Genomic DNA, 21,332 nt, shown 5'->3' with positions numbered 1-21,332 from the left:
ACCCAGGACGGCGCGATCAAACAGGTCATCATCGAGATCCAAAAGGCCAAGTTCGCCGCCGACATCATGCGCTTTCGTCAGTATCTCGGGGAACAATACAAGCAAGGATTCACACTCGAAGGAGGTGGTAAGGTCCAAAAGGCGATCCCCATCATCAGCATCTATTTCCTGGGCTATCAGCTCGAGCATGTCCAGGTGCCGGTCATCAAGGTCCTCAGAAGCTACTATGACGCCGCCACCGGGCAGGCCATCTCCGCTCGGGAGGAATTCATCGAGAGCCTGACCCACGACAGCTTCGTGATTCAGATTCCCTATCTGGGTCCGGAGTACAAAACGGCCGCGGAACGACTCTTGGCCGTTTTCGACCAGCACCTGAAAGTATCGAGTGACGAGCATATCCTGGACATCGATGAGGCCGCTTATCCGCAAGAATATCGACAGGTAGTCCGCTGGTTGAATCGGGCCATCACCGAGCCGAAGATCAGACAGACCATGGATGTGGAGGATGATATCCTGGCGGAGCTGGAGTATATGGAACGGCGAATTGCGGAAATGGACGAGGCCCTGGAGGAGAAGGACAGACTGATTGTGGGGCTACGACAGAAGAAATCGGAACTGACCACGAATCACGCGAATCCACACAAATGATGCTTTCCCGTGGGAATGTGCGGAACCATTGGTAATCACATCTTTTATCCGCAGATTACACAGATATTCGCAGATTCTTTCGTTAGGACTTATGCGACAGTCGGGGCATGGAAGGGTTGTATCTCGTAACGTTACGAAATACACTTTGCGCATGATTATCGGATTTCGACACAAGGGCCTTGAGATTTTCTGTCGCACCGGCTCAACACGGGGCATCCAAGCAGCACACGCAGCCAAGCTCGGCCGCATTTTGGGTCTACTCGAGGTTGCAATCGGTCCCGAAGACCTGAGCCTGCCCGCGTTCAAACTACACCCACTCAAGGGCGAGCTGAAAGGGCATTGGTCGATATGGGTCAATGGTAATTGGCGCGTAACCTTCCGATTTACCGGGTCTAATGTCGAACTGGTCGATTACCGGGACTACCACTGAAAGGAGCCTAGCCATGATGAAGAACCCTCCGCACCCCGGCGCGCTGCTCCGCGAGGACGTACTCACGCCGCTGGGTCTGTCGGTCAAAGAAGCCGCCGCACGCCTCGGCATGTCGCGGGTCGCGCTGTCGCGCGTGCTCAACGGCCATGCCGCCATCAGCCCGGACTTGGCCGTGCGCCTGGAACTTGCCGGCGTCAGCACGGCGCGCGCCTGGCTCGCCATGCAGGCCAATTATGACCTGGCCCAGGCGATGCGGCACAAACAGCCGCCGGTGCGTGCCCTGCAGGAAGTTGCCGCCTGACACACAGATCCATTGCTATGGGCCATGTAGTTGCAGATATCGAGCTCAGCAATCCCGGAAAACCGGATCTGGTGCCGATAAAGGTAAAGGCGCTTGCCGACTGTGAAAATCTGCGTAATCTGTGGATAACCGAGAACAGGATAGCAAGCCTCGCTTTCTTCTTTTAGAAGGCCGCAATCGGACCCGAGAACTACAAATGTCAACCCGCCCTAGCCTAGCTGGTGGGCGCAGCCCACCCTACGGGTCTAAGCACGAAAAATAAGGTGAAACTGGATACTAATCCACCCACGGGGATACTGAGTTGCCCGTCGTCCTGCTGACCGATGCGCTCATCTACCTACTGCTTGCATTGGCGCTGGGGTTCGCCCTCTATGCCGCGCGCCACGAGCACCTGCGCGCGCCCTGGCGTCGGGTCGGGCGCAGCCGGGTCGGGGTGTCGGCCTTGGTCATCCTCGGCTTCTATGTGGTCATCGGTCTATTGGACAGTGTGCATTTCCACCCCCGGGAAGAGGACCTGGCCGCGTCGGATACGACGGTGTACTCGCCGGAGATCCTGAGCCTCCTGGATCTGTGGCTGACGCCCTTGCGGGAGCACCAGGAGAAGACCTACTCCGCGCCCTTCGCAACCCACCTCTATGCCAAGGAGCGCCTGGAGCTGCCCGACGGCCGGGTGATCCGGGACTACCCGCGGCTGCAATGGGGTGGGCGTCACTTGGCCGATCCGCACCAGGACCGGCTTCCCGACATTGCCTGGAGCGCCCTGCGTGGTCTGCTCATGGGTCTGATCTGTTGGCTGTTGGTGGCCTGGTTACTGTTGTGGCTCCAGGCACGGCGCATGGACGTCGGGTTGCGGCGGACCTGCTGGGCGCTGGTTTGGGCAGGCCGCACCTCTGTCCCCTGGCGGGCGGCCCTGCTGACCTTGGGCGTCATGTTGATGCTGGGCTTTGTCGCCGGGGAGCTGGCGGGCAAGTACCACATCCTGGGTACCGACAAGGTGGGGGAGGACGTCTTCTACCAAAGCTTGAAGGGCGTCCGCACCGGCTTGGTCATCGGCACCCTGACGACCCTGGTCATGCTGCCCGCGGCCATCCTGCTCGGCATCATGGCGGGCTACTTCCGGGGCCTGGCGGACGACATCATCCAATACCTCTACACCACCCTGAGTTCGATCCCCGGCGTGCTCCTGATCGCCGCCGCCATCCTCATGCTCCAGATCTACATGAGCAATCACGAGCAGGACTTCGCCAGCCTGGTAGAGCGGGCGGATCTGCGGCTGCTGTTTCTGTGCATCATCCTCGGCGTGACCAGCTGGACGGGCCTGTGCCGGCTGCTGCGCGGGGAATCCCTTAAGCTGCGTGAGGTCGACTATGTGCAGGCGGCGGAGGCCCTGGGCGTGAGCCATGCCACGGTCATCGGCCGCCACATCCTGCCCAATGTCCTGCACATCGTGCTGATTACCCTGGTGCTCGACTTCAGCGGTCTGGTACTAGCCGAGGCGGTGCTGTCCTACATCAACATCGGCGTCGATCCCACCATGGACAGCTGGGGTAACATGATCAACGGCGCGCGCCTGGAGCTGGCACGGGAGCCGGTGGTCTGGTGGTCACTGGCGGCGGCCTTCCTGTTCATGTTCACTCTGGTCCTGTTCGCCAACCTGTTCGCGGACGTCGTGCGCGATGCCTTCGATCCGCGGTTGCGGGATGCCAGATAGGCGACTGCATCGTCTGAAGGGTGATCTGTCCGGTGGTTGGGCGGTCACAGTGAGGGGTAACTGGCGCCTCGTTTTTCGCTTTGAAAATGGGGATGCCGTCGATGTCGATTACATGGATTACCATTGACTTGAGGTAAAAATGTCATACATGCATGACCCTGCGCATCCCGGAGAGGTGTTGCGCGAATACCTGCCGGAAGGCATGAGTGTTACCGAGGCGCCACGTAGGTTAGGCGTGACGCGGCAATCCTTGTCAGCGATTCTGAAATGTCAACACACCCTAATGACAGTGGGCGCCAACAGGGGCCGGAGAGAGGTGCGTTAAAACCCGACGATCTCCTCGAACGCGGCGCCGATGCTTCTGGGAGGTTGGTTGGGGGAGGCTGGTTAGGCAGGCTCGATCTGGGGTTCGAGGTGAGAGCCGGGCGAACGGTCCTGGCCCATAAACGCCAGGTCGGACCACTCACGGTCCAGCGCCCCTTTTACCCGGAGGGGGATAGTTGCCAGCTCTATCTGCTGCACCCGCCGGGGGGACTGGTCGGCGGCGACCGGATCGAGATCAGGCTGGATGTCGCTGCGGGTGCTTCGGTGCTGGTCACTACGCCCGGAGCGGCCAAGTTCTACCGCAGTGCAGGCACTGCCGCGACTGTGCAACAAGGCCTCAGGATCGCCGCCGGCGGATTACTCGAATGGTTTCCCCAGGAGAATATTCTGTTCCCCGGCGCGCAGGCACGTACCCGGACAAGCGTCGAGCTTGCCGGTGATGCGCGTTTCATCGGCTGGGAGATACAGAGTCTGGGACGGCCCGTGACCGGTGAACGCTTCGATCCAGGCACTGCAGATCTTGAGTTCAGGCTGGACCGGGACGGCCGACCCATGCTGAGGGACCGCCTGCGGGTGAACACAGGGCAGGCGCTCGACGGGCCGAGTAGCCTGCGTGGATTTCCTGTGTGCGGGACCTTCGTCGCCACGGGTGTGGAACCGGGGAGCTTGGAAGTGGCACGGGCAGCCTTATCGAACGAGAAAGACCACCCTACTGGACTGACCCTGATCGAGGATCTGCTTGTCGCGCGCTGCCTTGCCCCAGGCGTCGAGTCGGTGAGTCGGATCTTTCGTTCGCTTTGGGGCATACTCCGGCCCCGGCTGATGGGACGTGATACCTGTCCACCACGCATCTGGTCTACCTGATGGCACGGGAATGCCCTTTTTGGCCGCGCGGAACCCTTTTAGAACCGTGAAGGGGTGCGGAGGTAAACACGGAACGAACAAAATCAGAACTGTCATGGGGGCTATACCGCAATGCCATTAACTTAAGGAAAATCAATCCCTGTGCGTCTTTGTGGTTCGGAATCATTCGTAACGGACTCCCAGGATCTCGAACTCGCGTAGTCCGCCGGGCGTCTCGACCGCAACCAGGTCGTCCACTTGCTTTCCAATCAGGGATCGGGCAATGGGCGAGCTGATGGAAATCAGACCACGTGTGGAGTCGGCCTCGTCGTCGCCGACGATCCGAAAGGTTTGCTCCTGGTCACCGTCGAGCTCCAGCACCTCCACGGTGGCGCCGAAGATCACCTTGCCGTTAGCCAGAGTCCGGGTGTGTTCATCCGTCACATCGACGATGTGGGCGTTGGAGAGCTTGGTCTCGATGTCTTTGATGCGACCCTCGATGAAGCCTTGCTGCTCGCGGGCCGCATGGTACTCGGCATTCTCCTTGAGATCGCCGTGTGAGCGCGCCTCGGCAATGGCCTCGATGATCCGGGGCCGCTCGACTCGTTTTAGGCGCTCGAGCTCGGAACGCAATTGCTCAGCGCCGCTGGCGGTCAGAGGTATTTTGTGCATGTCAGTAAAGTTCCTGTAACCGATTGACTCCGACAGCGTCCAGCTGCTTCAAGGCCAGACAGGTCGCTTCAGCACCGGAGATGGTGGTAGTGTAGCTTACCTTATATTGGAGGGCGGCCCGCCGGATCTCCGCGGAGTCGATGATGGCCTGGGCACCTTCGGTGGTATTGACGATGAAGCTGACCTCATGGTTCTTGATCATGTCGACGATATGGGGGCGTCCCTCCGCGACCTTGTTGACAGCCCGACATGGGATACCCGCTTCTTCTACCGCCGCCGCGCTGCCGCGGGTGCCGTAAAGGTCGAAGCCGAGCTCCAACAGCTCCCTGGCTACCCGTACCAATCTTGACCTGTCCGCCTGGCGCACGCTCAGCATCGCGTTGCCCCGGCTTGGCAATCCCGTCCCGGCCCCGTCCTGGGCCTTGGCGTAGGCCTCGCCGAAGGATTCGCCGACACCCATGACCTCCCCGGTGGATTTCATCTCCGGCCCTAACACGGTGTCTACGCCGGGAAACTTGATGAACGGGAACACGGCCTCCTTCACGAAGTAGTGTTTCGGCCGGCGTTCCTTGACCAGACCCTGCTCCCGGAGGGATACGCCGACCATGCAACGTGCCGCCACCTTCGCCAGGGGGACCCCGATGGACTTGGAGACGAAAGGCACGGTACGCGAGGCCCGCGGATTGACCTCCAGCACGTAGATCTCCTGATCCTTGACCGCGAACTGGGCGTTCATCAACCCGACCACCTTCAGGGCCCGTGCCAGCTTGATCATCTGCTCGCGCATCCGCTCCTGAATGGCCGGTGAGAGCGTATAGGGCGGCAGCGAGCAGGCGGAATCGCCGGAGTGTACACCGGCCTGCTCGATGTGCTCCATGATGCCGCCGATCAGTACCTCTTTGCCGTCGCAGACGGCATCCACGTCTACCTCGATGGCGTCGGCGATGAAGCGGTCGAGCAACACGGGGGATGCGTTCGATACCCGCACCGCTTCACGCATGTAGCGCTTGAGGTCGGTCTCGTCGTAGACAATCTCCATGGCCCGGCCGCCGAGCACATAGGAAGGTCGCACCACCAGAGGATAGCCGATCCGCATCGCTTCGGTCACCGCCTCTCCCTCACTGCTGGCGGTAGCGTTGGGGGGCTGGCGCAGGCCCAGATCCCGGATCAGGTGCTGGAAGCGTCCGCGATCCTCCGCCAGGTCGATGGAGTCCGGCGTGGTGCCGATGATGGGCACACCGGCGGTCTCCAGATCCCGGGCGAGCTTGAGCGGGGTCTGACCGCCGTACTGGACGATGACGCCGAAGGGCCGCTCCTTGGCGACGATCTCCAACACATCTTCTAAGGTCAGGGGCTCGAAGTAGAGCCGGTCCGAGGTGTCGTAGTCCGTGGATACGGTCTCCGGGTTGCAGTTGACCATGATGGTCTCATAGCCGTCCTCGCGCATGGCGAAGGCAGCGTGGACGCAGCAGTAGTCGAACTCGATGCCCTGGCCGATGCGGTTGGGCCCGCCGCCCAGGACCATGATCTTTTTGCGTTCGGTAGGTTCAGCCTCGCACGCTTCCTCGTAAGTGGAGTACAGGTAGGCCGTGCCGGCGGCAAACTCGGCGGCACAGGTATCCACCCGTTTGTAGACGGGACCTATATCCAGTGCGTGCCGCAGCGCCCGGACCCGCTGCTCGTCGATACCGACCAGCGACGCCAAGCGCCGATCGGAAAACCCCTTGCGCTTCAGAAAGCGTAGACGCCCGGCGGTCAGTCCCGCGGCCCCCTCGGATCTGACGTCCGCCTCGATCCGGACGAGTGCTTCGATCTGGGCCAGGAACCAGGGATCGATGCAGCTGAGCTTCCGGAGCTTCCGTAACGACATGCCGGCCCGGAAGGCATCGGCCACATAGAGGATGCGTTCCGCACCGGACTGGCGGACCTCCCGGCGCAGGATTCGGTGGACCTCCGGGTGGGCCGGGTCCACCACTTCGTCGAGTCCGGACCGGTCCGTTTCCAGCCCGCGCAGGGCCTTTTGCAACGACTCCTGAAAGGTGCGTCCGATGGCCATCACCTCCCCCACCGATTTCATCTGGGTAGTGAGCCTGGGGTCCGCCTGGGGAAACTTTTCGAAGGCGAAGCGGGGGATCTTGGTGACCACATAATCGATGGTGGGCTCGAACGCGGCGGGGGTAGCGCCGCCTGTGATCTCGTTCTCCAACTCATCGAGCCGATAGCCCACCGCCAGCTTGGCCGCTACCTTGGCGATGGGAAAGCCGGTGGCCTTGGAGGCCAACGCCGAGGAGCGCGAGACCCGGGGGTTCATCTCGATGATGAGCATGCGCCCGTCGTCCGGGTTGATCGCGAACTGCACATTGGAGCCGCCGGTGTCGACGCCGATCTCCCGCAGTACGGCGATCGAGGCGTCGCGCATCCGCTGGTATTCCTTGTCCGTCAGGGTCTGGGCCGGGGCGACCGTAATGGAGTCGCCGGTGTGTACCCCCATGGGATCGAGATTCTCGATGGAGCAGACGATGATGCAGTTGTCCCGGTGGTCCCGCACCACCTCCATCTCGTACTCCTTCCATCCTAGAACCGACTCCTCGATCAGCAGCTCGCTGGTCGGAGAAAGGTCCAGCCCGCGCCGGCAGATATCCTCGAATTCTTCCCGATTGTAAGCGATGCCGCCGCCGCTGCCGCCCAGGGTGAAAGAGGGTCGGATGATGGCCGGAAAGCCGATTTGGGCCTGTACCTGCCGGGCCTCTTCCAGGCTGTGGGCCATGGCGGATTTAGGCAGGTCCAGCCCGATCTTGCGCATGGCCCGGCGGAATAGATCCCGGTCTTCCGCCTTGTCGATGGCCTCCCGGGAGGCCCCGATCAGCTCGACGCCATACCGCTCCAGCACCCCTTCGCGCACCAGGTCGAGGGCCGTATTGAGCGCCGTCTGACCACCCATAGTGGGCAGCAGAGCGTCCGGGCGCTCCTTCTCGATAATGCGCTCAAGGGTCTGCCAGCTAATGGGCTCGATGTAAGTAGCATCGGCCATCTCCGGGTCCGTCATGATAGTGGCCGGATTCGAGTTGACCAGGACGACGCGATAGCCCTCCTCCCGCAGCGCCTTGCAGGCCTGGGCCCCGGAGTAATCGAACTCACAGGCCTGACCGATCACAATAGGACCGGCGCCGATGATCAGGATGCTTTCGATGTCAGTTCGTCTTGGCATTTCTTGTCCGCAAATGAATGCGAGTCCGCAAATGAACGCGAATGGACGCAAATATTGTACTAGGCCGGGATTGAGTCAATTACCTACCTCGAAGATACACCCGATAACCTGCCACGAAATGCTTATTGGTATTTGCGTAAAAAGCAAATCCTATTCATTCCATTTGCGTTAATCTGCGTTCATTAGCGGACTTCCTCTTTTCGTCTTGCCGTTTTTATCCGCAAATGAACGCAAATGTTGTGTTAGATAGGGTCTGAGTCGTCGTGCTGCCAAACGAGACGACGAATACCTAGACGCGTGGTTCCGAAATTCAAAAGCAGGCCAACACCAATACCGACTGCACGGAGATAGTTCAGCACTTGTGCTTCATGGTCCGGACTTAAAGACTTAAGCGCCTTCAGTTCCACGAGCAATTTCTCTTCTACTACGAGATCGGCTACATAATTACCGACAACCTTCCCTTTATAGGTAACGATGAGCGGTTTCTGTCGTTCAAACGACAATCCTTGTTCCCCCAGCTCCACGCAGAGGGCATTTTCGTAGACGGCCTCTAAAAATCCCGCTCCGAGTCGATTGCTGACCTCGAACGCACACCCAATAACACGCCGCGAAATATTCATTAGTATTTACATAGGAAGCGAATCTTATTCGTTCTATTTGCGTTAATTTGAGTTAATTTGCGGACTCTTTTTGAGCACTTCATTTGCGGACTCGTATCAAATCGATAAAGTGGTCGAACACGGGCGCCACGTCATGTGGTCCGGGACTAGCCTCCGGGTGGCCCTGGAAACCGAAGGCAGGATATTCCCGGTGATGGATGCCTTGCAGGGAGCCATCGAAGAGGGAACGGTGGGTCGCCCGGACCTGGGCCGGGAGACTGTCCTCGTCCACCGCGAAGCCATGGTTCTGGCTGCTGATCATCACCCGACCCGTGGCCAGCTCCTGAACCGGGTGATTGGCGCCATGGTGGCCGAACTTCATCTTCAGGGTGCGGGCGCCGCAAGCCAGGGCCAGGAGCTGATGTCCCAGGCAGATGCCGAACAGGGGGATACCGGTCTCCAGAAGCATGCGAATCGCCGTAATCGCGTAATCGCATGGCTCCGGATCCCCAGGGCCGTTGGATAGGAAAATACCGTCCGGCCGCCGCGCGAGCACCTCGGCAGCCGGCATCCGGGCAGGCACAACGGCTACCCGGCAGCCGCGCTGCACCAGCATGCGCAGAATATTGCGCTTAATCCCATAGTCATAGGCAACCACCTGCAGCGGGGGCCGCTCGTCGCTCGGGGGCGGCACATCCGAGCCACCGGCACTCAGGTCCCACACCCCTTGGGTCCACTCGTAGGGGGTCGGCGTGGTCACCTCTCTCGCCAGATCCATTCCCTGCAGGCCCGGAAACGACTTCGCCGCCCCGACCGCGGTGGCCTCGTCGATGGTATTCCCCGCCTGGATACAGCCGTTCTGGGCGCCCTTCTCCCTCAGGATCCGGGTCAATTGCCGGGTGTCGACGTCGGCGATGGCCGTCACGCCATGGCGTACCAGATAGTCGCCCAGGGACGCCTGCAGACGCCAATTGCTGGCGTGCACCGGGAGATCGCGCACGATCAATCCGGCGGCATGGACTTGGGAGGACTCCTCGTCATCCGCGTTGGCGCCCACGTTGCCGATATGGGGATAAGTCAGGGTTACCAGCTGCCGGCAGTACGACGGATCGGTCAGGATCTCCTGGTAGCCGGTCATGGCGGTGTTGAAGACCACCTCGCCGACACTTTGGCCATCCGCACCGATGGAAGTCCCACGGAAGATGGACCCGTCTTCCAGGACCAGAATAGCGGGTTTTCTCAAGGGCATCTCCGAACGAACCGGGTGGTATCAGGGGCACCGCCAGTGACGCATAGGGAGCGCGTCTCGTCCTTTCAGCATTTGACTTAAGAATCTGTCTGGCAAAAAACGTAATGCATTGATTTATCTGCTAAATCTCTGCTCCGAGCAAATTAGGTACAGCTTTATAAACAAGGGTTTGCCTTTTTTGCCAGACAGGTTCTAAGAAAATCGAAAGTAATGCCAGGCTCGCTCCTTTGCCCCCTTGGAGGAGCGGGTTGGGGTGAGGGGCAACCAATGGCTTTAGTTTCGATACGGTTAGCTAAGAAGCATGCGTGGTGGCGGGATACCCGATACCATCCTAGCCCGCATATCTTACCGGGCCGAATTCTAAGGGCAGGCCAATGCCCTGTCCACGGCGGCAATGAGGTTATCGGGGCGAGTGCGTATAACTTGGCTATCCAAAGGAACCTTGGCATGCTAACCCCTGTTCCAAGCAGCCATCCGCCGCTTCCGGGACCTGACACCTAGGCTGTCCCTATTCCTCCATTCCTCCCCCGGAATCCGCCTTATACCTCCGCCCACATCCGCAGCAGGTTTACGTAGCACCTGTCCAGGTACCCCGTCGTCTCCTCTTCCGGCGCCTCCTTCAGCAGCTTCTCCCGCGCCAGGTTGAGCTCGTAGAGCAGCTCCCGTTGCGCGGGATCGCGCACGTAGCTTTGGACCCAGGTCAGGGCCACCAGGCGCTCGCCTTGGGTCACGGGGGTGACCCGATGCAGGCTCGAGGCGGGGTAGATGACCGCATCCCCGGCCGGGAGCTTGAACTGTTTCTCACCGAACGAGGTCCGAATCGCCAGCTCACCCCCGTCGTAGGTCTCCGGTCGATTGAGGAAGATCGTCATCGCGATGTCGCTGCGCAAGCGCGGCCCGGTACTGCCCATGATGGGATCGTCCACATGGTCGCCGTAGGTCATGCCGGGTCGGTAGCAGGCAAAGATGGGGTCCGCCACCCGATGGGGTAAGGCGCCGAAACGGAAGGTCTCGTGGTGGCCGAGACTCGCCATGAGGATGCGGATCAACAGCTTCATGCGCGCGGGATCCGCCCGCAGCTCCAGGTTGTCCTTGACCCGGGCGGCGGCGAAGCCGGCGGTGAGCTTCCCATCGACGCAGGGCGCAGCGGCGAGGACCTGGTGGATCTTTTCGAGTTGGGCCTGGTCGAGCAGGCCGGGGACGGTCAAGAGCATGGGCAATCTTCCATTGGGACTTAAGCGCCTCTGCTAGAATGCGGTCCTGCCGGGCTGCATAAAAGGGGCGCACTATGATTCTAAAGGCCATCATCGACGATCAGGAATATAGTCTCAACGTACCCGAGGCCGTGCTCGCGCAGGGTGAGGAATACTTCGCAAGACTCGATGCCGACATGGACCAAGGCTGGCAGATGAGCCGCGAGTGGGTGCAACATCCGAATCAAGTGGAACGCTGCCAGATCGTTGCCGACAAGCTCCTGACCGCCCTGGAAAACGAGAACCAGAAACTGGGTATGCTCACGGCCGGCTATATCCTGAGCCGAATGCCGGATGTCGACACGGTGGAGATCGACATCCGTGGTGAAATTCAGAATACCCAGTTCATCAGGCAGTCCTGAAAATCTTTGCGATGTACTGATGCTTAACCGTCGTTTCAAAACAAAAAATACCGCTGTGCCATCGGCAGCACCGCGGCCGGCTCGCAGGTGAGCAACCGGCCGTCGGCGCGGACCTCGTAGGTTTGGGGATCGACCTCGATACTGGGCCGGTAATGGTTGTGGATCATGTCCTGCTTGCGTATCCGGCGGGTGTTGCGCACGACGCCGATCAGCCGCCGTAACCCCAGCCTCTCTTGCTCGCCGGCCTGCTGCGCCTGCCGGGAGATAAAGCTCATGCAGGTCGCCCCCAGAGCGTCGCCGAAGGCGCCGAACATGGGCCGGTAGTGCACTGGTTGGGGGGTGGGGATGGAGGCGTTGGGATCGCCCATGGGCGCCGCGGCGATCATGCCGCCCTTGAGGATCAGACTCGGTTTGGTGGCGAAAAATGCGGGCTTCCACAGCACCAGGTCCGCCAACTTGCCCACTTCTACGGAGCCCACCTCATGGGCAATGCCGTGAGTGATGGCGGGATTGATGCCGTACTTGGCCACGTAGCGCTTGGCGCGCGCATTGTCGTGAGCGGCTGGGTCGCCCTCCAGACTGCCGCGTTGCATCTTCATCTTGTGGGCCGTCTGCCAGGTGCGGGTGATGACCTCTCCGACCCGGCCCATGGCCTGGGAATCCGAGGCGATCATCGAGAAGGCCCCCAGGTCGTGCAGGATATCTTCCGCGGCGATAGTCTCGCGGCGGATGCGGGACTCGGCGAAGGCCACGTCCTCAGGGATCGACGGAGACAGATGATGGCAGACCATGAGCATATCCAGGTGCTCGTCCACGGTGTTGACCGTGTAGGGTCGGGTCGGGTTGGTGGAAGACGGCAAGACGTTGGCTAGGCCGCAGGTCTTGATGATGTCCGGTGCGTGGCCGCCCCCGGCCCCCTCGGTGTGGTAGGTATGGATACAGCGCTCTTTGAAGGCCGCGATCGTGTCCTCCACGAAGCCGGATTCGTTCAGGGTATCGGTATGGATGGCGACTTGGACGTCCATCTTCTCCGCCACCGCGAGGCAGTTGTCGATGGCCGCCGGGGTGGTGCCCCAGTCCTCATGCAGCTTCAGGCCCATGGCCCCGGCCCGGACCTGCTCCTCCAAGGCTTGGGGTAGGCTGGCATTCCCTTTGCCCAGGAACCCCAGGTTGATCGGCAACCCCTCGGCGGCCTGGAGCATGCGCCGGATATTCCAAGGCCCGGGGGTGCAGGTCGTGGCATTGGTCCCCGTCGCGGGTCCGGTACCGCCGCCCAGCATAGTGGTGACGCCGGACATCAGGGCGTCTTCCACCTGCTGGGGGCAGATGAAGTGGATGTGGGCATCGATGGCACCGGCGGTCAGGATCCGGCCTTCCCCGGCGATGGCCTCGGTCCCCGGCCCGACCAGGATGTCCACGCCGGCTTGGGTATCCGGGTTTCCGGCCTTGCCGATAGCGGCGATACGGCCGTCCTTGATGCCCACGTCGGCCTTGACGATACCCCAGTAATCCAGGATCAGGGCATTGGTGATGACCAGATCCACCACCGCGTCGGTCTGCCTCTGGCACTGACCCATGCCGTCCCGAATCACCTTGCCGCCGCCGAATGTGACCTCGTCGCCGTAGTGGGTGCGGTCCGCTTCGACCTGGATGAAGAGCGCCGAGTCGCCGAGCCGCACCCGGTCGCCGACGGTGGGACCGTACAGCTCCGCATAGGCTTGCCGGCCGATGCTGGTCATGGGTTGCCCTCCCCATCCAGCGGACCCATGACCTTGGCGTTGAAGCCGTAGATCCTGCGCGACCCGGCATAGGCAACCAGATCCACGGTCCGCGACTGACCCGGCTCGAAACGCACCGCGGTGCCGGCCGGTATATCGAGACGGAAGCCACGGGTCCGTCCCCGCTCGAAGTCGAGGGCGGGATTGGTCTCGTAGAAGTGGTAGTGGGAACCGACCTGAATGGGACGGTCGCCGGTGTTGGCGACCCTGAGCGTCATCCGCTCACGACCGGCATTGAGCTCAATGGTGCCGGGCGCGGTGTGTATTTCACCTGGGATCATGGCATCCCTCCTCTCGGAATCGGCCTGCATTCGGTGTGGGCGCAGAGGCGGAAATGGACGGACACTAAAGGATGGGATCGTGCACGGTCACCAGCTTGGTGCCGTCCGGGAAGGTCGCCTCGACCTGGACCTCGTGGATCATCTCGGGCACGCCCTCCATGACATCGTCTCGGGTCAAGAGGGTCCGGCCATAGTCCATCAGCTCGGCAACGGTCCTGCCCGCGCGGGCCCCTTCGAGTATCGCACAACTGATGAAGGCCATAGTCTCCGGGTAGTTGAGCTTGAGCCCTTTGTCCTTCCGACGTTCCGCAAGCAGCCCGGCGGTGAACAGCAACAGCTTGTCTTTCTCTCGCGGCGTGAGCTCCATGGTGGGCCCCTCGTGACAGTTCTCTCAAAAAAGCTCCGCGCCCCCTGCGTCTTTTGTGGTTGAAACGCCGGATTATGCGAACCTCTACCGCGGGATTACCTGCCGCAGCCAGGATCAAGAGAGGCGCTGCTTGACCCTGGAGCGTGGGAGCGAGTCGGAAATCTGTCTCTACCCGAACTTTCGGGGCTGAAAGTCGGTGGGGTTGATGATAGCGGCGCTGTCGCCCGTGGCCCGAATCACGAATAACCCCTGGTTCTGCGCATATTGGTCGCTCGCTTGCTCCGCGCGCAGATAGGCCACCGCACCCAGCACCGTATGGGCGCTGTATTCGGGCAGGTAATGCTTGGCTCGATGGAGGTGTGCGATGAACTTCTCGACCGGCCCGACCCGCAGGGTCGTCTTCACCTCTACGATGACGATCTCCTCACCATTATGCGCAATGATATCGAATTCATAGCTCTCTCCGTTCCGAGAACCCTTGCGCCGGGTCGAGGTATCGTTGATCCGGATTCCCCGCTTGCCCAACAAGCGAACCAGATCCCCTTCCACCAGGCTCTCCACCAACTTGCCCCATTGGCCTTCGAATAGCTCCTGCAAGGCCTTCATCTTCTTGTCCGTTTCCCGGAACATGCGGTCTGTCTCTTGGAACCTGAGGTCCAAGGCCCGTTGCGACGCTTGGAACTCACGGTCCGTTTCTTGGAGCCTGCGCTCCCAGGCCCGCTGCGATTCCTGGAACTTACGGTCTGTCTCCTGGAACTTAAGGTCCGTTTCTTGGAACTTACGGTCCGTTTCCTTGAACTTACGGTCCGTTTCCTGGAACAGCTGCCAGATTTTGTCAAAAGTTAATGCGGTATCCATGATGAAAGCAACACTGCATCGTTGAAAGTTTTCCTTCAGAAGGCGAATTTCGCTGCCGACCGGCCACTGATTTTGGAAACGATAAACCAGCTTAGTTCAGGACGGGGAGAGGTCAAAGGGCCCTTTATGGAGTCCGGATTGCTAACGATCATCGATCTGCGCCAGAATATTCCGCGCCACTTGGCGTTGCTCATCGTCGCCTTCTTCCAGCACCTCGTAGAGCAGTCGCCGGACCCCCGTATGCTCCTCCTGATCGCGTAGCTCTTTGATCCACCTGAGCTTCTGATCCACCGGGTCCGGTTCGTCCAACGCCTTGGAAGCGCTCTCCTCGTCGGCCTCGATGGCATCCAACGCTTCCTCCATCTCCTCTTCCGTCAAGGGTCGGAACCGTTCCGGATCCAAGGGATTGCCACCGGCTATGTCCCGGCCGACCAGCGCCTCCTCACCATCGGATGTGTCGCCTTGTCCGTCGGAAGATGGGGTTGGGCCTATGTTCAAGCCCTCGCCGGGGGGAGCTTCCCCGGCGGATGTCCCGGCGGTGGGCGCCGTTGCCTGGGCCTCTTCGGGTGCCCTCCGCCGCTGCTGAAAGAAGCGGGAAGCGAGGACCCCGAGCTCGAACAGGATCCACATGGGCAGGGCGAGCAGGGTCTGAGAGATCACGTCCGGTGGTGTCAGAAGCATCCCCGCCACGAAGACTCCGACGATGAGGTAAGGTCGTTTGCGAGCTAAGTCCTCCGGCGTCGTGATGCCGGCAGCGACCACCAGGATGGTGGCGATGGGGATCTCGAAGGCGATGCCGAAGGCGAAGAACAGGGTGAGGACGAAATCCAGGTAATGGCTGATATCCGTCATGACCGCCACCCCCGCCGGAGCGGTCCCGGTCAGGAAAGCGAATATCAGCGGGAAGACCGCGTAGTAGGCGAAGACCATCCCCAGATAAAAGAGCAGGATGCTGGAGAGCAGCAGGGGAATCGCCAGCTGCCTCTCGTGGCTGTAGAGTCCCGGCGCCACGAACGACCAGAGCTGGAACAGCAGATAGGGCATGGACAGGAAGACCGCCGACACCAGCGCCAGCTTGAAGGGGGTCAGGAAAGGAGAGGCCACCTGGGTAGCGATCATGCTGGTCCCTTCCCGCAGTTGCGCCATCAGGGGCGTGGCCACATAGATATAGATGTCATTGGCGAAGGGGAAGAGGACAAGAAATACCAACAGCACCGCCACCAGCATACGTATCAGGCGGTCGCGCAGCTCCACCAAGTGAGAAACGAAGGGCTGTTCCTGACCCGGTGCTTGGGGATTCGTGGGCGATGACATTGCGCTTGTTGAGATTCGTTCCTAGGTGCTGGTCGATGCCTCGAGCATGCGCACTGGCCCTGCTGTAATCAGGGTTTGCCAAGCGATTCGGTGCATGAACCGGATCGCAAAGGTTTCATCGTGCCGCAAAGTTGCTGTGCAATTCTCTAGTCATTTTCATTGGGGAGATCCAGATTAACGATGCTACCACAAGACCTCCACATTCATTCCACCTGGTCCGACGGCGATGCCGCCGTGGTACCGGAGCAGACCATCGGGTTCATCGCAGCCCTGTGCCACGCCGAGGTGATAGGCATCAGCGATCACTTGGAGCTGGTGGGAGAGAACGCCTTCGAGGCGTGCAGTCAGGAGGTCCGGGCCGCCGGATTCAAGGTCGGCATGGAGATCGACGGCCACCCTTGGGTGCCGGCGGCGGAAGGCGTTATGGCCGATTATCGGATCTTCCACTGCTACGACCGGGATGCGGACTACCGGGCACTGGACCGGCTGCTGGAGACGGGTCAACCAGTGATCGTCGCGCATCCCAACGCCTTGGACACCAATTTGGATCGGGTCCCGCCGGAGTGTCTGATAGAGATCAACAACCGCTACGTCTGGTGCTGCAATTGGCGGCTCTTCTACGGTCCCTTCGTCGACCGATTTGGTTTCGTCATCGGCTCGGATGCCCATCAACCCAACTGGCTGAATCAAACCGTGGCGCGCTACGTAGCCGCCGAGCTCGGCGTCCGGGAGAAGCGCTTGTTCGGCACCTGACCGCGGAGGGTTATCGGCGGCAGATCAGCTTGTAGGTTGGGCAAAGCCGGTAGGACCGCCGTGCCGCGCGGCGAACTATCCACGGGCAACGGGTATAAAATGGCGGGGGGCTGAACCCTAGGGTTGCTGCCGGCTCAAAGGTCATGGGCCTTGAGCGTATCCCTACTCGGGCGCCGAGCGGATGCCGTTACGCGCTCCCGAATCCATTATCCATTACTCCTGGGCACACAAGTGAGGTAGCCATGTACGCGTTCGATTCGATTGATAGCGCTAAAAAAATTATAGCGGGTTAGCGCTCAGGCGAGCGTTAACACCCGATGAGATAAAGGCCAATTTACCGCCTGACGGAGGCGTTGGCTTTATCTTTCACGCAACCAGTTGGGACACCTTGGGGCTTATGTTTACTAAAACCCCAGTAAAGGATGCTAGGGTAAAAGAGGCCTTGTGGAATACCCCACCGTTTATCTCTTCGCCTATTTATGTCGGTAACCAGCTGATCGGGGCCAATATTAGCATTCCACTCCCCATGGAATTATGGATCAGTCAACCCAGTACCCTGAAGGAATTCCGCAAGCGACAGTTTTTCCCGGCGCTCAGGTTGGCTGACGCCTGCGGTCTGGGCATGGTCGCCTTGGGTGCCTCGACGCCCTATGCCTGTAATTACGGGCGGCTCCCCAGGCCGTTGGATACGCCTTCGATTACCACCGGCCATGCCGCCACCGCGGCCATGCTCAAGCAATGGGCCATCCATGCCAGTGAAGCAAACGGGCTCGATTTCGGTGCAATAAAGCTGGCTATTTTCGGTGCTGCCGGTAGGCTGGGCAAGGCGGTGAGCCGTTTTATCGGCTATGCCGAGACACCGAGCGAGCTCATACTGATCGATCTGCCCGACAAGCTCAGCCTGTTGCAAGCTCTGGCCGCCGAGATAGTCGCTAACGGTCCCCGGCAGGGGCCGAAGGTCTCGGTGTTTGGTGTCGATGGCAAGCGGGCGCTGCCAGCATTCGATGGGGCGGTCTTGGTCAGCAGCAACACGGTCCCCTATTTGGGTGCGAGTGATCTGCGGCGGGCCCGCTTCTGGATCGACGATTCCCACCCCCGGGCGGCGAGCCTGGAGGCGGAAGAGGCGACCAGGGCCGATACCCTCTATATCGAGTGTTATGCACGGGGCCCCAAAGGGTTGAATACCGAGTTCCCGTTCCGGCTTCCGACGCCTGGTGATTGTTACACCTGCTTCGCCGAGGGCTACCTGGCTTGGAAGGAGAATGTACCTGGTGATTTTGTAACCGGCATCCCGGATACCGCCACAATCGCCAGGGTCTCGGACCTCCTGGAAGAACACGGTTTCACTTTTGGCCCCTTTTGTGGCAAAAGCGGGGCCCTGATCTAATACCATTGAGTTGGCCGCCGGCCGCTTGGCGCGGTCGGTCGGGATCGATCCCCATCGGGGCGTGTGTGGTCTCGCCGGCGCACGCCGATCGCGGACAACGTATCTGACCCGACCGACCGCTTTGGCCCGTTTTCCGCAAAGCACGGGGTTGTATTCGCATGAAGCCTGCTACCAATCGACACTCGGTAGAAGACCATTTCAATATAAGAGTCTTCGGATGGCTGGGTTTCTTGGCCCATCCGATCTATTATCTGGTCTGGACCCATCTGATACTCCAACCCTATGACAATCTCTTTCTCAGATTGTCCTCCAGCTTGTTCTGTATTCCTTTGATCTTTGTCTATTCCTGGCCGCGGCGGCTCCAAAGGTGGCTCTATCCCTATTGGCTCTTCGTTATGACGTATGCCTTGCCTTTGACTTGCACCTATTTGACCTTACAGAATGGTTTTTCGACCATGTGGATGATGACCGAGGTCATGGGTGTATTTATTCTAGCGATGCTGATCGATAGCTTACTCTTATTATTCATAAACCTGGTTGTCGGGGTACTGCTTGCCTATGGCGCCTATTGGCTGGATCCCTTCATGCCGATCAGTTGGGAAGCCGCGGATATGGCCGCCTTCGCGCTGATTCCCATTGTTATGATCTGTGCTGTCGTGTTTAACTTCACAAAGAGAAGAGGAATAGCGGCCCAAGAGAGGAACAAGGCCCTGCGCTCCCTGGCCGGCAGTGTCGCCCACGAGATGCGCAATCCGCTGGGGCAGGTGCGGCATAATCTGAATAGGATCGGACAGCGGCTCCCTGTCTACCACCCCGACCGGCCCGCCGAGGCCCTGGACGAACGGGCCCTCGACCGTATCTATCAGGGGGTCGCCCAGGGCCAGCAGGCCGTGAAGCGCGGCATCCAGGTGATCGATATGATTCTGGATCAGGTCCATGATAAGCCGATCGATCCCGACCGCTTCGTCTATCTCTCGGCCGCCCGGACCACCCACAAGGCGCTCGACGAGTACGGCTATGACTCCTCCGCCGAGCGGGATCGGGTCCATTTGGAGGAGGGGGCGGAGTTCACCTTCCGGGGCGACGAGACCCTGTACCTCTTCGTCCTGTTCAACCTGTTGAAGAACGCCCTCTATTATCTGCAGACGGATCCCCAGAGTGGGATCTTTCTGCGTCTGGAGCAGGGTGAATCCTGCAACCGTCTGCGCTTCAAAGACACCGGCCCCGGGATTGCGAAGGAGAACCTGGACCACCTCTTCGACAGCTTCTATACCGCCGGCAAACAGGGCGGCACCGGGCTGGGACTGGCCTACTGCAAGCGGGTAATGCGCGCCTTCGGCGGTGATATCGGCTGCGTTTCGGTCCTGGGGGAGTTCACCGAATTCACCCTGACCTTCCCGCCGGTGGCGGAGGCCGAGCTCGCGGTCTACGAGCGGCGGGTCATGGATGAAGCCCGACCGCTGTTTGCGGGCAAGCGGCTCCTGGTGGTGGACGATGGATCGCTCCACCGCCTGACCGTCCGCAATGCCCTGCAACCCTTGCCGGTGGCCCTGGACGAGGCCGGCGACGGCAATGAGGCCATCGAGCGGGTGCGGGGTGCGCACTATGATCTGATCCTGATGGATCTTAATATGCCGGCGCTGAACGGTTATGAGGCGACGGAACGGCTCCGGGCCGGGGCCGGCGGTCACCAGGGCCGGACTACCCCGATTGTGGCCTATACCTCGGAGCCGCCCTATATTGCCCAGGGCAAGATCGAAAAGGTGGGCATGCAGGGGTTGCTGCCGAAGCCCTGTACCCCACCGGAGCTGCTGGTGGCAGTGGGCGACTATCTGCGGCGTGGGGCGCCGGCTCCGGTCGTGGCCTATGCGGGCAAAAGGGTATTGGTGGTGGATGATACGGCGTTCAACCGGCTGTTCGTCAAAGAGACGCTGGAGAAAGTCGGCATCGAGGTTATGGAGGCGGCGGGGGGAGAGGCGGCCATTGCGGCGCTGGCGGGGCGCTCCTATGATCTGGTATTGATGGATATCCAGATGCCGGGGATGGACGGCCTGGAGGCGACGCGCCGGCTGCGCGCCGACCGGACTTTGCCCCGGAGCTTACCCATCATCGGATTGAGCGGGAAATCGGGCGCGGAGCAGATCCGCGCGGCCCAGGCAGCGGGGATGGACGACTATCTGGTCAAACCGATCGACTCGGCGCTATTATTGCAGAAGGCAGGGGAATGGCTCTCCTCTGCTCCTCTCCCGGATACGGGCAAATCACCAGGGGCTCTGCCGATGAAAGGGTACGCACAACCACCCGCGCTCGATCTCGACCTGGGCGCCCAACGCTTGGGTGTGGATCGCAACCAACTCGAAACCAGGTTTTTCCCCACCCTGCTACAGGATCATGAGGATATCCCCCAGCGGGTCCGGGAGGCCCAGGCAGCGGGTGATTATCGGGCGGTTCAGGGCTGGGTCCACAAGGTCGCGGGGCTCTATTTCTATCTCGGGGCCGACGCACTCCATGCGCAGACGAAAGCGCTGGAGGATAGGCTCGAGGGTGAAGGGATAGCGCCGACGGAGGCGATCGAGGCGTTCGCCGATCGGTTGCAGACGACGCTGGATGTGGTCCGGCGTCTGGGCAGTGGCTCAGTTTGAAAATTTTATGCTTGGCCGCTCACTTTCCGGCCCATTTAACGCTAGGACGCAATGGCGCCAAGACGCAAAGATTCTTTGTTCTTTCTTGGCGTCCTTGCGTCATTGCGTTGGCTCTTTATGGATTCCGGACTGCTAACGATCATAGCAGGGTTCCAGCGGACGTTTTGGAGTGCGGCGGCAACCTTACCCCGATGCTTACCGGAACCTACAGCCCTAAGCATAAGCCGGGGGTCGGTCAAGTGGCACGATCCTGCCGCCGCTTTGGATTGGACCAGGCATCCGTCCCCAACAAAGGTGATGCGGCCAGGGGAAAGCGCCGTCGCCGCGGCGCGGGTGGAACCGAAGGGCCCGG

General features: G+C 60.6%; 20 protein-coding genes. 10 read left to right on the top strand and 10 right to left on the bottom strand.

Going from position 1 to position 21,332, the window contains the following annotated elements; genetic code table 11:
• The 6 genes from BQ17_RS21985 to BQ17_RS15010 all read left to right on the top strand — a co-directional run.
• On the top strand, window positions 1-648 hold a 648-nt coding region (locus BQ17_RS21985), incomplete at its 5' end, for a hypothetical protein (RefSeq protein WP_218068292.1).
• Window positions 649-799: 151 nt separating this feature from the next.
• The gene (locus BQ17_RS15035; RefSeq protein ID WP_089728425.1) at window positions 800-1,078 is read left to right on the top strand and encodes a type II toxin-antitoxin system RelE/ParE family toxin; all 279 of its coding nucleotides are present in this window, start codon (window positions 800-802) and stop codon (window positions 1,076-1,078) included.
• A 13-nt stretch (window positions 1,079-1,091) separates the two neighbouring features.
• On the top strand, window positions 1,092-1,379 hold the full coding sequence (locus BQ17_RS15030) for a HigA family addiction module antitoxin (RefSeq protein WP_089728423.1): 288 nt from the start codon (window positions 1,092-1,094) through the stop codon (window positions 1,377-1,379).
• A gap of 301 nt (window positions 1,380-1,680) precedes the next feature.
• Window positions 1,681-3,090, top strand: coding sequence for an ABC transporter permease (locus BQ17_RS15025; protein ID WP_089728421.1), 1,410 nt, complete (start codon window positions 1,681-1,683; stop codon window positions 3,088-3,090).
• Entirely contained in the window at window positions 3,056-3,217 is a 162-nt protein-coding gene (locus BQ17_RS15020; protein WP_089728420.1) for a type II toxin-antitoxin system RelE/ParE family toxin, read from the top strand. The genes BQ17_RS15025 and BQ17_RS15020 overlap by 35 nt, the downstream gene beginning before the upstream one ends.
• A 140-nt stretch (window positions 3,218-3,357) precedes the next feature.
• Window positions 3,358-4,278: an urease accessory protein UreD gene (locus BQ17_RS15010; RefSeq protein ID WP_089728418.1), complete on the top strand. Its 921-nt coding sequence runs from the start codon at window positions 3,358-3,360 to the stop codon at window positions 4,276-4,278.
• Window positions 4,279-4,440: 162 nt separating this feature from the next.
• Here BQ17_RS15010 and greA read toward each other — a convergent pair whose 3' ends face one another.
• The 5 genes from greA to BQ17_RS14985 form a co-directional block, all read right to left on the bottom strand.
• Window positions 4,441-4,929 (bottom strand): transcription elongation factor GreA, encoded by a 489-nt coding sequence (greA, locus tag BQ17_RS15005; protein ID WP_089728415.1) that lies wholly within the window; start codon window positions 4,927-4,929, stop codon window positions 4,441-4,443.
• 1 nt (window position 4,930) lies between these two features.
• A complete protein-coding gene (carB, locus tag BQ17_RS15000; protein WP_089728413.1) occupies window positions 4,931-8,137 on the bottom strand; it encodes a carbamoyl-phosphate synthase large subunit in 3,207 nt (1,068 codons plus the stop codon).
• A 242-nt stretch (window positions 8,138-8,379) separates the two neighbouring features.
• Window positions 8,380-8,757, bottom strand: a complete 378-nt coding sequence (locus BQ17_RS14995) for a GxxExxY protein (protein WP_089728411.1) — start codon at window positions 8,755-8,757, stop codon at window positions 8,380-8,382.
• Window positions 8,758-8,836: 79 nt separating this feature from the next.
• Window positions 8,837-9,979 (bottom strand): glutamine-hydrolyzing carbamoyl-phosphate synthase small subunit, encoded by a 1,143-nt coding sequence (carA, locus tag BQ17_RS14990; protein WP_369406481.1) that lies wholly within the window; start codon window positions 9,977-9,979, stop codon window positions 8,837-8,839.
• A 545-nt stretch (window positions 9,980-10,524) separates the two neighbouring features.
• The gene (locus BQ17_RS14985; RefSeq protein ID WP_089728406.1) at window positions 10,525-11,199 is read right to left on the bottom strand and encodes a Fe2+-dependent dioxygenase; all 675 of its coding nucleotides are present in this window, start codon (window positions 11,197-11,199) and stop codon (window positions 10,525-10,527) included.
• Window positions 11,200-11,273: 74 nt separating this feature from the next.
• On the opposite strand from BQ17_RS14985, the gene BQ17_RS14980 reads away from it, so the two are divergent.
• On the top strand, window positions 11,274-11,600 hold the full coding sequence (locus BQ17_RS14980; RefSeq protein WP_176722453.1) for a hypothetical protein: 327 nt from the start codon (window positions 11,274-11,276) through the stop codon (window positions 11,598-11,600).
• A 35-nt stretch (window positions 11,601-11,635) separates the two neighbouring features.
• Here BQ17_RS14980 and ureC read toward each other — a convergent pair whose 3' ends face one another.
• The 5 genes from ureC to tatC all read right to left on the bottom strand — a co-directional run bounded on the left by ureC (window position 11,636) and on the right by tatC (window position 16,198).
• Window positions 11,636-13,339, bottom strand: coding sequence for an urease subunit alpha (ureC, locus tag BQ17_RS14975; protein ID WP_089728403.1), 1,704 nt, complete (start codon window positions 13,337-13,339; stop codon window positions 11,636-11,638).
• Complete coding sequence (locus tag BQ17_RS14970) at window positions 13,336-13,659, bottom strand: urease subunit beta (RefSeq protein ID WP_089728401.1); 324 nt, start codon at window positions 13,657-13,659, stop codon at window positions 13,336-13,338. The genes ureC and BQ17_RS14970 overlap by 4 nt, the downstream gene beginning before the upstream one ends.
• Before the next feature lie 64 nt (window positions 13,660-13,723).
• Window positions 13,724-14,026, bottom strand: a complete 303-nt coding sequence (gene ureA / locus BQ17_RS14965; protein WP_089728399.1) for an urease subunit gamma — start codon at window positions 14,024-14,026, stop codon at window positions 13,724-13,726.
• Window positions 14,027-14,194: 168 nt separating this feature from the next.
• Window positions 14,195-14,884: a hypothetical protein gene (locus BQ17_RS14960; protein WP_089728397.1), complete on the bottom strand. Its 690-nt coding sequence runs from the start codon at window positions 14,882-14,884 to the stop codon at window positions 14,195-14,197.
• A gap of 141 nt (window positions 14,885-15,025) precedes the next feature.
• On the bottom strand, window positions 15,026-16,198 hold the full coding sequence (tatC, locus tag BQ17_RS14955) for a twin-arginine translocase subunit TatC (protein WP_089728395.1): 1,173 nt from the start codon (window positions 16,196-16,198) through the stop codon (window positions 15,026-15,028).
• 180 nt (window positions 16,199-16,378) lie between these two features.
• On the opposite strand from tatC, the gene BQ17_RS14950 reads away from it, so the two are divergent.
• The 3 genes from BQ17_RS14950 to BQ17_RS14940 all read left to right on the top strand — a co-directional run bounded on the left by BQ17_RS14950 (window position 16,379) and on the right by BQ17_RS14940 (window position 20,980).
• The gene (locus BQ17_RS14950) at window positions 16,379-16,951 is read left to right on the top strand and encodes a PHP domain-containing protein (RefSeq protein ID WP_089728394.1); all 573 of its coding nucleotides are present in this window, start codon (window positions 16,379-16,381) and stop codon (window positions 16,949-16,951) included.
• Window positions 16,952-17,477: 526 nt separating this feature from the next.
• Entirely contained in the window at window positions 17,478-18,338 is an 861-nt protein-coding gene (locus tag BQ17_RS14945; RefSeq protein WP_089728392.1) for a hypothetical protein, read from the top strand.
• Window positions 18,339-18,496: 158 nt separating this feature from the next.
• A complete protein-coding gene (locus BQ17_RS14940; RefSeq protein WP_089728390.1) occupies window positions 18,497-20,980 on the top strand; it encodes a response regulator in 2,484 nt (827 codons plus the stop codon).
• The last annotated feature ends 352 nt before the right edge of the window (window positions 20,981-21,332 follow it).

The sequence above is a fragment of the Candidatus Thiosymbion oneisti genome (assembly GCF_900092655.1).
Lineage (GTDB): Bacteria > Pseudomonadota > Gammaproteobacteria > Chromatiales > Chromatiaceae > Thiosymbion > Thiosymbion oneisti.
Note: the sequence above shows the minus strand (reverse complement) of the source record. Positions and strands in the feature narration are given on the sequence as shown.